This window comes from Okeania sp. SIO2C9, from assembly GCF_010672455.1.
Taxonomy (GTDB): domain Bacteria; phylum Cyanobacteriota; class Cyanobacteriia; order Cyanobacteriales; family Microcoleaceae; genus Okeania.
In genome coordinates this window covers 59140-72693 of sequence record NZ_JAAHGO010000020.1, presented here as the reverse complement: position 1 = coordinate 72693, position 13554 = coordinate 59140, and the positions used below count along the sequence as shown (strand labels likewise).

Genomic DNA, 13554 nt, shown 5'->3' with positions numbered 1-13554 from the left:
TATTTGAGTATCGCATTTCTCATCAAGATGAAGTACATTTACGTTCCCCCTAAATCCCCCTTTAAAAGGGGGACTTTGAAACCTTCCCCCTATAAATTAAATTCGAGAAATCCTGTGATGAAAAATGCTCTGGTCGGTAAAAATTAATTTATTTAAGCATCGCATTTCTCATCAAGATGAAGTACATTTACGTTCCCCCTAAATCCCCCTTTAAAAGGGGGACTTTGAAACCTTCCCCCTATAAATTAAATTCGAGAAATCCTGTGATGAAAAATGCTCTGGTCGGTAAAAATTAATTTATTTAAGCATCGCATTTCTCATCAAGATGAAGTAAATTTACGTTCCCCCTAAATCCCCCTTTAAAAGGGGAACTTTGAAACCTTCCCCCTATAAATTAAATTCGAGAAATCCTGTGATGAAAAATGCTCTGGTCGGTAAAAATTAATTTATTTGAGCATCGCATTTCTCATCAAGATGAAGTACATTTACGATCCCCCTAAATCCCCCTTTTCAAGGGGGACTTTGAAACCTCCTCCCTCTTTAAGCAGTTCCCCCTTTTTTAAGCTTCCAGAAATCCTGTGATGAAAAATGCTCTGGTGGGTAAAAATTAATTTATTTGAGTATCGCATTTCTCATCAAGATGAAGTACATTTACGATCCCCCTAAATCCCCCTTGAAAAGGGGGACTTTGAAACCTCTCACCTTTTTAAGCAGTTCCCCTCTTTTTAAGCGGTTCCGGACTTTGAAACCTTCCCCCTATAAATTGGAGAAATCCTGTGATGAAAAATGCTCTGGTGGGTAAAAATTAATTTATTTGAGTATCGCATTTCTCATCAAGATGAAGTACATTTATGATCCCCCTAAATCCCCCTTGAAAAGGGGGACTTTGAAACCTCCCCTCTTTTTAAGCAGTTCCCCCTTTTTTAAGCAAGTTCCCCCTTATTAAGCAGTTCCCCCCTTATTAAGGGGGGTTAGGGGGGATCTGGGGGTTAGGGGGGATCTAAATCTGACTTCTGACTTCTTTAAAGCTTAATTCCAACAACTCCTTAAATTCACGAACTCCTTTAATTAAAGGATGAACATCATACCAAGTTTGCTTTTCTCCCTCCTCATCCAAGAAAGTATATTCCAGCAAACAACGATTAAACAATAAATCCCGGTGTTGCTGATTATTCAATATACTTTTAGAACGAAAAACATCAACTAATATTTGCCATTCTTCCTGTTGAACCGATCTTTTATAAGGAAGTCTTGCTTCCGTAATAGCTCTTTGTACTACTTTGGCAGAAATCGGTAATTTACCTCCCGCACGTTTAATTACACTTTGCATTAATAACATTAAATCCCGGACATGACCCCCACTCATTAAGCAAAGTCTATCTAAAACTTCTCGACTTTCAAATACATCCCTTTCTAAACATAAATCTGGATTAACTTCACTAACTCTTCTATCAATAATTTCCCTAATTGTAGCCACTCCCAAATCGAAAACTTCCCCCTCCGGAGTCTCCACCATAATCATAGGTAAAACCTGTGGATCGTCATATTCAACTTTGAGATTTGGCGCCTGATTAGAATAGACCATTGAAATAGGAATTGTATAAATCGTATCACAATCTAAACCCTTCAATTGAGCGCTGCGGTCTACAAAAATTTCATCATGATTGCTACGTCCGTCCGGCTGAACAATTGGTACAATTCGGTCTAAACTATCAGCAATTATTACCAGTTCAGAACCAGAACTAAGTTTATTTTTACCATCACGAATAAAACTATTCAGAGCCTCAATTAAACTCTCAGTATAAGGATTAATTTTATCTCTAATTTTTCTCCTTAAAGTCGGTTCCGCTCTAATATTTGCTGTAAGTTTAGCGTACTGACTAATTTGTGATTGAACTGCCAAACTTTCCAAAGATATTTCCGTATTTGCTAAATCTTTTAAATCTCCCCACCGCCCTTTTAACCAATCAAGTAAAGGCTGAGGATTAGCCTGTTTCAAATGTTCTAATAAGTGTCTTGTACAAGCCAACAAAATATCAGCATATTCTGTATCTTCTGGATTAATATCCTGTTCATCAGCAGCGAAATAAACAATAAAATATCCGTTATTTTCGAGATGTTCTTTCAATCGTAAAAGTTCCGTTGATTTACCTGCACCTCGATGTCCGGCATAAAGTTGATAGGTATTATTATCAGATAATTTAATATTTTCAGCTAAGTCTATAATAACATCTCCATCCCCGCGAACTTCCCGACAATCAACATATACAGGACTACCAGGTTTCAAAGGTTCAAAAGGCTTAAAAGCATTGAATAATCTTTTTAATAAATCTCCCTGTTTTACCATCTGTTAAAAATCTCCTTAAATTAGCAGAAGGAAAAAGGAAGAAGGAAGAAATAAGAAATAAGAAATAAGAAATAAGAAGGCAAAATCTTACGTTTTCTGAGTTTTAAGCTGTCGATCTGTCCTAATACCATTTCTCTGTAAAAATGCGCTTAATAATTGTTGCTCAGACCTTATTAAACTTACTATTCTCATCTTTATATTAAGTGCAACTTCATGGAGAAATGGTATAACCTTTCCTTCAACTACTATACCTAAAAGTCATTTCAGTTATCAGTTATCAGTTATCAGTACCTCGTTTTCAAGGTTAATTTGCATAAGTCCTATTGGTATGAATTATTGATGTTTTTGCTTCTCCTCTACTCCCCACACTCCCCACACTCCCCCCACTCCCCACACTCCCCACACTCCCCCCACTCCCCACACTCCCCACACTCCCCACACTCCCCACACTCCCCACACTCCCCACACTTCCCCACACTTCCCCACTCCCCTATTTCCCTATTTCCCTACTCCCCTACTCCCCTACTCCCCTACTTTTTAACCCTAACTTTCCACATTTTGACTCTGATAATTTTCCAACTTTGCCAAAATTTCTGGAAATATTTTAATATCTAGATTTTCATCTTCCCGTTGAGAAAGAGAACGTTTTACTTCCCCTAAATAAAGTGGTTCTGAAACACCTGCTTCCGGATGAATAATTGTTCTAATTCTAATAGTTAATTTACCTCCAGTACCCAGGCGACCAGGGGAAAATAAATCTCCAGCAGCTTGCTCTATTGTTGCTGCTAATTCTGATTCTGTAATAGTATTAGAAACAGCTATTACCGTTTGAGTTCCCCCATTATCATAAACCAATGAATATGGAACAGCTCCCGGAATTTCTACACGAGTAAATAATCCTAAACTTAAACCAAATAAACCAGCAGTTAGCACCCCCATAAAACCTGTTACTCCGACTAATCTAAATCTAAATCCCCATTTAGAAATAAAGCCAATAATTGTCAGAATAAAAAATCCAATAGTAGCAATACCAAACCATTTAGCACCAATCAGTATTTCTGTAGTTGATAACATTTTTTCTAGTTTATTTTAGTTGACAATTATATTTTATAGTAATTAGTTCCTAGTAATTAGTAAACTACTAAATTCAATTTTTGATAGTATTTCTTAGAGACTGTTTGTCAACAAAAAATTAAGTAGAGTCTGTGACAGTACCCTTACTATTTATAGAATAATTGTCAATTTTACATCTCACACACCGCGTGCTGTTGGATGGAATGATATATAGGCTATTCCTACTGACTTTTAACTTTTAACTTATAACTTATAACTGATAACTTTTGACTTTTGACTTTTGACTTCTAATAATTTCCCTGCTGAAAAGACTTGACCTAGAAATGTCGGTTTAACTAAAAACACAGTTTGACTATAAATAAATGATGTATTTGCCTTTCCTCCTAAATTCTAAATTCGCGCATTCTAAATTCGCGCATTCTAAATTCGCGCATTCTAAATTCGCGCATTCTAAATTCTAATCTTTTCTACCCAGAAGTAGATAAGTCCTCATATTACCCTTACCCTTAATATCAATTATCCCTCGATCCTTAAATCTGTATTTGTCAGCCAAACAATCATAAGTAGCCTGGGCCACTTGAATCATGCCCGGAATACCGTGAGACTCCATCCGGTGGGCTGTATTTACTGTATCGCCCCAAAGGTCATAAGCAAATTTTTTTGTCCCAATAACTCCTGCTTCCACTGCTCCTGTATTAATACCAATACGAATTTGCAAAGACTTACCTTCTTTGATAGAAATCTCCTCGATTTGAGTTAACATATCAAGAGCCATATCTGCGATCGCCTCTGCATGGTCCTCTTTTGGAACTGGCAGTCCACCCACTATCATGTAAGCATCACCAATAGTTTTGATTTTCTCTAGTCCATACTTGTCCGCCAATTCATCAAAAGCAGAAAAAATACTATTGAGTAATTCTACCAGTTCAGCAGGAGATAAGTTGGCTGAAATTTTCGTAAACCCTACCAAATCTGCAAATAAAACTGTTACTTCACTAAAACTATCAGCGATAGTTTCCTCTCCCTGCTTTAAACGTTGGGCAATTGCCTCAGGTAAAATATTTAATAGCAACCTTTCTGACTTTTGTTTTTCCTCAGCCAATTCCTTTAAATAGGCCTGTTCTTGGTCTCGAAATGTTTTCTTCTCTAAACAAGCATTAATTCTGGCCTTTAGCAGTATAGGGTTAAAAGGCTTGGACAAATAATCTTCTGCTCCCAATTCGATACAGCGGACTATACTATCAATATCGTCCACTGCTGAAATCATAATTACTGGGATATGCCGTAGTTTAGGTTCAGACTTGAGATTTTCGAGGACTTCATAACCGTTCATTTGTGGCATCATAATATCTAGTAGTACCAAGTCAAACGGTTGGGATTGTATTATTTCTAGAGCTTGAAACCCATTAGTCACAGCAGTGACTAAATGTTTTTCTCGTTTAAGTCGTCGTACTAAAAGCTCTCGGTTGACTTGATTATCATCTACAACCAGTATCTTTCCCTGGCCATGCTTCATTTCCTTGGTTCTTTACCTGTAAGATTTTTGATCTTGTCTAATAGTCTGGGAAGTTCTACTGGTTTTGTATCATAATCATTGCATCCAGCAGCAATACATTTTTCTCGGTCTCCTGCCATAGCATGGGCAGTCATTGCTATGATTGGAATATGGCTAGTTTCTGAGTTATCTTTAATTTTTTTTGCTGCTTGCCACCCATCTAAGACTGGCAAACTCATATCCATTAAAATTAAATCTGGTGATTTTGATTTAGACATCTCAATACCTTCAATTCCATCAACAGCAATAATTACTTCAAAACCTTTACGCATGAGACGCCTAGACAACATGTCCCGGTTCATCTCATTGTCTTCAACTAAGAGAATCTTAACCATTTTTTTCCTTCTTTGTGAAATAATGTCGCCATTCCACCTGCCTCGAAATTTTATTGAACAGAGTTACATTTTTTTTCTGCGGGAGAAGGATACCAAAAACTATTTATTACCGCTCAACTAAACTTACTCAAACTTAATCAAAAGCCTGAAAGTTTAGTTGAACGCAAGTGGATCGACCACCACAGAGTTAAACGGCAAACCCTTTATTCCTTGGTCTAAGACATCAGGAATTACTTTTTTAATTATATTAAATGACCCATTTACATCTGCATTTAATAATTTATTTTCCCTGGTTTGATACAATCCTCTCGTTACTCTTTTTACACTAAACTTCGGTTTTTTTTCTCCATATTTTGGTAAATCATCCCCATCTAAACAGCTCGATTGAGATGTATAGGATTCTTCTGTAATTATTACTTTTATTCCTCTTAGTTGGGCTTTATATCTTAACATCTCTATTAACTTATAATGAGGAATATTCACAAATTGTTGATTGTTCTTTTTCCCTAATTTTATCTCTTGTTTCCAAGTCTGATTCTGCCCAATAATTAAGGTTCCTATTTCATGGTTAATACACCAATCTATTACTCTTTTACTTGCGGTATGGAGATAGTTTTCTACTCGACAATTTCGTTTGTGAGTTATTTTTTTTAACCGATTAGAATTAGTTTTATTGTGGTTGGTTTTTAATTGAGATTGTAAACTAGAGAGCTGTTTATTGTAAAATGTATTAATTGCCTTTAATGGTCTGCCTTTAATCAATAGAGGTGAAGTTCCTGTTTGATTTGTCGTTACAGCTATTAAGTTATTTACTCCTAAATCTACTCCTGCTACTTGTTGATTTTCTGTTGTTGACTCCGCTTTTTCATAGACTATTTCTATTATATAACAACTACTTTTTGGGACTATTCTTGCCTCTATTATTTCTGCCTGTGAGGTGGAAATTTTTATTTCACTCATTGATAAGTGACAAATTCCTTTTTTTAAGGCTTTCTTATAAATTGATTCATAAGGATAGGGCAGAATATTTCGGCCTTTTGTCTTATGTTTATACTTGGGGATTTTTGGTTTCCCTAAAAATTTATTTGGCTGTTTTTGCCACTCTCTTAAGGCTGAAAAATAACTTTTCCAAGCTGAGTCTAATCTTCTGATTATTTGCTTGCTAACTTTGGTAGGTAAAGCTTGATAATCGTCACTTTTAGATACCTGGTGATACAGTTCATTAAAATTTAATTTCTTTTTGTTTTCAAAGAAATATTGGCGATAATAATAATTAGCGTGCATTGAACAGATTTTTTGACAAAAAAGCCTTGTGGTCACAAGCTAACCATAAATTATGTGATTTGGTAATAACATGACGTTCAACTAGCTTCATATCTTAAATTGTAGCTGATAACGACTCAATAGATAGACAACTGAATAGACTTACTCATTTTAGTTTGATAGCTATAGTTATGAGTAAGTTTCATCAACTTTAGATAAGTTTTTACCTTCTGTATTTACCCCCTGATTTTCCCTAGTTAAGAGCTGTCTTATTATAAAAATATAGAACTATACATAATTATTCAGAAAGCAAAATACTTTCTTGACCACATCCTTGTCAATCTTTGCTACTTTCATATTATATTGGTTGCTATACTTAAAATTTATGGATTGAGCGTCTTGACTATCTTCATAAATATTTTTAATACTATATGGCAAACAAAATATATAGTCATTTAAGTTTAGATTGAGACAAGCATTTCTTGCCTTGAAAGACTTTCAGCCTAAAAAGTGTTTCATTCTTATTTTTAATTACTATAGTCGGTCAATTATATAGCAATCCTAAATGATTTGTAAAACTTTCTTATTCTGTGTAAAAAGTCTGAAAGTCTTACTCCAATTCCAGGATATACTAATTCTCAGATATTTTCTGCACAACCGCTACGAGGAGTGCTGGTATAGGAAGAGCTAAATTTATGGGTAGTCCGAAAGACGTAAGAATATTGTTTAGTATATTCCTTAAATTGAATTTTAACTCCTAAAAATTCAAAAATTATTACTTGTTTAGCACTACTAATTTATGAATTTTAAATACTCATAGTAATATAGCAATTCCCAAAAAGCGTGAGGTACAAAATTCGTTTGTTTTACGTAGGAAAATTGCATGCAACGTCCCTAGAACCTAGGGAGTAGGCAGTAGTAATTCGGGAAACTAACTAAGGAATAGCGGTGCGACCTCGCCTCGGCGACATAGTGTTACCAATTTTTTTGAAATATCACTAAAGTTAAAATTTAGCAGATTTTAGAAAGTCTGTTGATAGGTGATTTGCGCTCTTTTCAGATTGATTTTCTGAAGGAAACATCAGCTGCCCTAATTTTTATTTATCAAACTATAACCTATTACTTAACACCTCAAAACTAAAATCAAGAAGTCACGGGTGGTGAATTTTGATCACCATTATTCGTAACTAGGGTTTGCATATTTTCTGCTTCTAATTTAGGTTTTAAGTATAAATTTTCTACTAAAGCAGCACTACCAGCAAACCAAGGTGGAACAATCAAAGCGCCGATAATTCCTAATAATTGAATCCCCACTAAAACTGATAGTAATTGATATAAAGGATGTATTCCAACAGAGGAGCCAACAAGTAAAGGATCGAGTACATAAGTTTCCACATTTTGGATAATATAATACAAAATTATTACCCACAAAAACAACCATCCACCTTTAGCAATAGCCACAATTAAAGCTGGGATAGCACCTAAAATTGGGCCGATAAAAGGGATTAAGTTTGTAACAGAAGCTATTGCTCCTAAACCTAGGGAAAAATCTTTCAATCCTAAAAATCCTAAACCAGTGGTAGTTGCTATACCTAAAATGGCAGAAACTATGATACGTCCCCTAATATAACTTCCCATTCTTTGAGTAACAGGAAAAACTTGATTTTCCAGCCTTGTGTCCCAAGGTTGAGGAAAAAGTTTTACTAAACCATTAATCAAAGTTTTGCTATCTGCTAACATATAGCCTGAAATAAATAAAGCTAATATTAAACTAACTACTCCTCCCAATACACCTTTTGTTAAACTATAAGAACGTAGTAATAATTGCTGACTAGAACGAATCACCCAACTGGTGACAGATTTAGTATCAAAAAGTTGATTAATCCAATCAGGAGGACTTTGAATTAAGGAACTAATAAAATCTTCAATATTATCCCCAATACTTTCAGAAAATAGTGGTAATTGTCGCAAAAGTGTTTCAATTTGCTCGAATACTGGTGGACCAATAGTTAGAGCTACACTGATCAGTGCAGAAATCAGGGTTAAATAAACTATAATTACCCCTAACCAGCGGGGTAATTTCATTTGTTCTGTGATGCTTACTAATGGTGAAATTGATGCAGCTAAAACTACTGCAACCATTAAAAGCACAATTAGACTTCGCACTTGCCATAGCAGAATTAGTAGTAAAAAACTACTAATGATTAATACGATATTAGATAGAGAAATAGAAATCCTTTGTTCGGGTTTCATGTTAATAATTGATCGAGTGAAAATTTGACATTAGTCTGGCTTAGTTTCAGTTGTCATTGAAGAAGGAAGAAGGCAGAAGGAAGAAGGTAGAAGGCAGAAGGGAAAATTACTTATGGATAGTCTTCAACACCCCACTTCATGTCTTATAACCTCAAGCAATTTTAAGCACCCCCATTGACGGTAGGGTATTAAATCCGCAAAAGAAAAGATAAATTCACTAATTTCGATGCCAGCGTGTTACTCCACCAGGTTGGTCTATTAGTTTAATACCTTGGTTTTGCAATTCATCTCTAATGCGGTCTGCTTCAGAATAATTCTTGGCTTTTTTTGCAGCTAAACGTTGCTGAATTAAAGACTCAATTTCAGCATCACTTAAACCTCCAATTTCACCATTAATTTCTGCATTTGGTTGAAATTCTAAACCTAATACTTGTGACAACTTTACAAGAGTTATCCATTGTTTTTGTAATTCCTCTAAAGATGTTTCAGTTTGACCTTCATGTACTAATATATTACCCTCTCTACGTAACTCCTTAGCTAATTCAAATAAAACAGCTAAAGCACCAGGAGTATTAATATCATCATCCATTGCTTTCTGAAATTGTTCGACTTGAGAAGTTAATAAATTTGTATTTTCAGATAATACTTTTTCTGGCGTTTCCCATCCCAACTGAGAACCATATTGATAAGCAAATAATATACCTTCTTTAATCGTATTCCAACCATTTTCAGCTGAAGCGATCGCTTCAGGGGTAAAATCAATAGGTTTTCGATATTGGGCAGTCAAAACAAACATTCTTACAGCCATTGGGTCTACAGGTTTGTCTAATAAATCCCGAATCGTGGTAAAATTACCTAGGGACTTTGACATTTTTTCCCCATTAATTGTGACAAAGCCATTATGTAACCAATATTTAGCTAAAGACTTTCCAGTTGCTGCTTCCGACTGGGCAACTTCATTTTCATGGTGAGGAAAAATTAAGTCCGCCCCACCACCATGAATATCAATAGTCTCTCCTAAACACTCTCGAACCATTGCCGAACATTCAATATGCCAACCTGGTCTTCCTTCTCCCCAGGGAGAATTCCACGCAGGTTCTCCCGGTTTTGCTGCTTTCCATAGAGCAAAATCAAATGGATCTTTCTTTTTAGAGGTCTCTAAGTTTTCTCCTCCAACTCTGCCACTTGCACCAGCTTGCATTTCCTCCAAACGACGGCCAGATAATTTCCCATATTCGGTAAATTCCCGCACCTGATAATAAACATCCCCTCCCGCAGAATAGGCAAAACCTTTTTTTTCCAGGTCGTTGATTAACTGCTGAATTCCATCTATTGTCTGGGTTGCCCGAGGATATTCATCCGCTTCTAGCACATTCAACCGCTTCATATCCTCAAAATAAGTCTCAGTGAAGCGTTCGGCCACCGACTCCATAGAAGTACCTGTTTCTCTGGCCCGATTAAGGATTTTATCATCTATATCAGTAAAATTTTGCACATATCGTACCTGATAGCCCCGCCACATTAGATATCGACGTATTGTGTCCCAGGCAATATACGAACGAGCATGACCCAAATGGCAGTAGTCGTATACTGTAACACCACAGCAGTACATTTTAACTTTGCCTGGTTCTAGGGATTCAAAATTTTCTTGGCGACGAGTCAGGGTGTTGTATAGTTTCAGGGTCATAAAATAATTTCAACAAGTTTTTTCTAATTGTAATTATATGGAAAGATTTAAAAGCTTAACCAAAAACAAAAACTTTGTTTGCTAGGAGTTCTATTACTCACAAGGCAACAAATTTGATATGATATGTATTATCGTATTTGCATAATTTATGAATATGAAACGATTTGAATGGATTGATACCTTAAAAGGAATTGGGATTACTCTTGTAGTAGCTAGTCATATTTACACTGGAGAAATACGATATTTTCTTGGCATATTTAGTATGCCCCTTTTTTTCTTTATTGGAGGATTTCTCTATTCATCAAAATATGATAACCAAGTCTATCTTAAGAAGAAAATTGTTCATTTAATTGTTCCTTATATTGCTTTTATTCTTCTATTATATCCTATACAATTGATTGCTCTTCTTCCACAAAGACAGGGATTTTCTTTTGTTGATATCCTGAAATTGATTGTGAATCCCATTATCGGAGGAACTTTCCTATGGGGGCTAACATCAGCATTCTGGTTTACTACCTGTTTTTTTATTACTCAGCAACTTGCAAATTTTATAATTAGGAAGGTTAATCCTAAGCAGGTCATATTCTATATTATTGGATTGAGTGGCTTAAGCTATTTAAATTATCTAGTTTTTAAGCAATTTTTTCTTCCTCAAAACGCTCATGTTGCTATAGCCGGAACTTCGATTTTTCTAATCGGGTTTTTATATAGAAAACTATATAGTGAGAGAAACCATTCTATTATTTCTATTTCTGTTTTGTTGTTTGTATTATGTATGACATTATATTCAAATCAAACTTCTAATCTCTGGTCTTGGTCTTTTTTAGCTATGGACATGAAACGAGCTAATTATGGTATGCCAGTGTTTAGTTTATTGTTAGCAATTGGACTAATTTTGTTGTTGATTGATATCTCTAAATTACTGGTTAAAAATGCACCTTTACTATCTAAAATTATTGGAGCATTAGGTCAAGCATCAATGAGCATTCTCTATCTTCACCTAGCTTTTATTTATGCTTTAAAGGGGTTAGATTCAGGAATCTCTTATTTCAATTTATTTGTGTTAAGTACAGCATTATCTTTTATCATTCATTCAATAATTTTAAAGTTTTCCTTCACGAGAGCTGTTTTATTGGGAAGTTATTCAGATTTTGAGCAAATTTTCTTAACTAGAAATAGAAATAATCAAGTTTAAGAATTTTGCTTGTCAATGAAGTTATTTTAGTGATTTTTGTGATATGGCGGTTGATACTTGAGATTATTTCGTAAATTTGTGTATAATTTCACAGTTCATAGAGGGGCGAACAAGATAGATATATAGATTAGGTTAATTAGTTAAAACAATAAATTTGGGTTGAGCAGTAGTAGGTAATAGGCAAAAGGAAACATAGAGATATCTTAATCTTAATGGGTACTGCTATAGACTATAAATTAAGATGCCCCTCTATATTGAAAATTAATTGTCACATTTTCATAACTTACACTGAAAAAATGTTTTTGTGAATGAATTTTACTATGTTGCTTGCTGTAGCATAATTATTATTTCAAATTTACCAAAATATAGTGCTTAACTTGTCAAAATTTAATTACACTCTCAAGAACTAGGCAACCATTTAACAACTGTGTCCCTAATTTTTCCCAGTCTATGTCTCCAAGTATAAGGACGAAAAACAATACATCTTCTGAGATGAGGAACCCAAGCTCTTAGTTTATTTGGTTCCAAGTTAACACCCTCGGCAATTTTTTCAATATTACTTGAGTAAGCGTGTAGAATTTTCACAGGTTCTTGAAGAGTATTAATAAAGCAAAACCGAGTATTCCATTCACTAGATAAAGGATAAAATCTTGATTCTGAGCTCATTAATGCTTCTGTACATGAAGTTTGATCGCTCTGTCGTAATTGACTATTTTGAGATAATTTTTCCGAATAAATTTTCAACCACTCTTGAAACAGGCGATCATTAGCCTCATTCTTCCTATAAAAGATAACTCCAGTATTTACAGGTTTACAGTATATTTTTTCACCATCAGATGAAACGGGGTAGTAAGTATCAGGAGGATCTAAGGTCATCGATACATCAAAGTAGTCCAAGATAGCAAAACCTGACTTAATATCACCTATAAAATATGTATCAGTATCTACAAAAAGAGTTTTTTCATAGGGAGATAAAGTATATAAATATTTAGTTTTAAATAGTAAACCTTCATTTCTACATGTCACAGATTCGTCAATTACAATTATATTGTCAAACAAATCTGGAGTTTTTGGCTGCTGATTACAAGCAATAGATATTTTCAAATAGGGGTTGATTTTCTTGAGACTTTGAGCGGATGTACAGGCTTCATCAACATATTTTTTACCTGCAGCAACATAAAAAACGCCATAATTTTCTATTGTCATAATTTAATTAAATACGCTTAGGTATCTAGAGTGGTTGTGTCTATTATATCATGGTAAGCATTAAGCTATCAGCAATTAGTAATGAATAATTACTTCTCAGGTTTTGTCCAGGGACTTTGGCAGTAACTTTTTATTCTTTTTCAATTTCAAAGGTTGCTTTTATATTCCTCAAAATTAATAGCTGATAGCTAATAGCTGACGGCTGTTTGCGCAGCATTCCGGAGGAAATACTTACCGAATAATTAATAATTAATAATTAAATAATTCGCGCCTTGAAGCCTCCCCTTGTTCGGGAAAAAAAGCGGTCGAGGGATGGCGAGGTCCCCTCGCCATATCCAATCGACCAAGAGAAGAAATAATGTTTCCTTATATTCAATTCCGTAACGGTTAAAACCCGAGGTAATTATCAATTATCCATTATCAATTATCAATTAATGAAATATCATGTTAGGTTAAATGGCGAGTATAAGAGCATTTTTCAAAATTTTTCCTGTATTTTATCCCTCTATCTCCTGAATTCTGATTCCTGAGTTCTGAATCCTATGCAAAAAACGTGAATTTTGGCATATTTGCCAAATAAGCTCTATTCTCTGCTCCCTCAAACCAACTAATTTTCTACCTTATTTCTTATGGTAATTG

The 13554-nt window shown here is 34.8% G+C and carries 10 protein-coding genes; 1 reads left to right on the top strand and 9 read right to left on the bottom strand.

What is annotated here, in order from left to right; all coding sequences use genetic code 11:
- Positions 1–1000: 1000 nt before the first annotated feature.
- The 8 genes from F6K23_RS17660 to cysS all read right to left on the bottom strand — a co-directional run bounded on the left by F6K23_RS17660 (position 1001) and on the right by cysS (position 10514).
- Complete coding sequence (locus F6K23_RS17660; protein ID WP_293158175.1) at positions 1001–2347, bottom strand: AAA family ATPase; 1347 nt, start codon at positions 2345–2347, stop codon at positions 1001–1003.
- Positions 2348–2680: 333 nt separating this feature from the next.
- On the bottom strand, positions 2681–2833 hold the full coding sequence (locus tag F6K23_RS17655; RefSeq protein WP_293158172.1) for a hypothetical protein: 153 nt from the start codon (positions 2831–2833) through the stop codon (positions 2681–2683).
- Between the two features lie 57 nt (positions 2834–2890).
- The gene (locus tag F6K23_RS17650; protein ID WP_293158169.1) at positions 2891–3421 is read right to left on the bottom strand and encodes a Ycf51 family protein; all 531 of its coding nucleotides are present in this window, start codon (positions 3419–3421) and stop codon (positions 2891–2893) included.
- Positions 3422–3878: 457 nt separating this feature from the next.
- The gene (locus F6K23_RS17645; RefSeq protein ID WP_293158166.1) at positions 3879–4937 is read right to left on the bottom strand and encodes an adenylate/guanylate cyclase domain-containing protein; all 1059 of its coding nucleotides are present in this window, start codon (positions 4935–4937) and stop codon (positions 3879–3881) included.
- Positions 4934–5311 (bottom strand): response regulator, encoded by a 378-nt coding sequence (locus F6K23_RS17640; RefSeq protein WP_293158163.1) that lies wholly within the window; start codon positions 5309–5311, stop codon positions 4934–4936. Before F6K23_RS17640 ends, F6K23_RS17645 begins: the two co-directional genes overlap by 4 nt.
- 153 nt (positions 5312–5464) lie before the next feature.
- A complete protein-coding gene (locus F6K23_RS17635) occupies positions 5465–6595 on the bottom strand; it encodes a transposase (protein WP_293158160.1) in 1131 nt (376 codons plus the stop codon).
- Positions 6596–7717: 1122 nt separating this feature from the next.
- Positions 7718–8827, bottom strand: a complete 1110-nt coding sequence (locus F6K23_RS17630) for an AI-2E family transporter (protein ID WP_293158157.1) — start codon at positions 8825–8827, stop codon at positions 7718–7720.
- A 217-nt stretch (positions 8828–9044) separates the two neighbouring features.
- Positions 9045–10514, bottom strand: a complete 1470-nt coding sequence (cysS, locus tag F6K23_RS17625; protein ID WP_293158154.1) for a cysteine--tRNA ligase — start codon at positions 10512–10514, stop codon at positions 9045–9047.
- Positions 10515–10668: 154 nt separating this feature from the next.
- Between cysS and F6K23_RS17620 the strand changes: the two genes are divergently transcribed.
- On the top strand, positions 10669–11709 hold the full coding sequence (locus F6K23_RS17620; protein WP_293158151.1) for an acyltransferase family protein: 1041 nt from the start codon (positions 10669–10671) through the stop codon (positions 11707–11709).
- A 399-nt stretch (positions 11710–12108) separates the two neighbouring features.
- On the opposite strand, the gene F6K23_RS17615 is transcribed toward F6K23_RS17620, so the two are convergent.
- The gene (locus F6K23_RS17615) at positions 12109–12915 is read right to left on the bottom strand and encodes a putative nucleotide-diphospho-sugar transferase (protein ID WP_293158148.1); all 807 of its coding nucleotides are present in this window, start codon (positions 12913–12915) and stop codon (positions 12109–12111) included.
- Positions 12916–13554 lie beyond the last annotated feature (639 nt).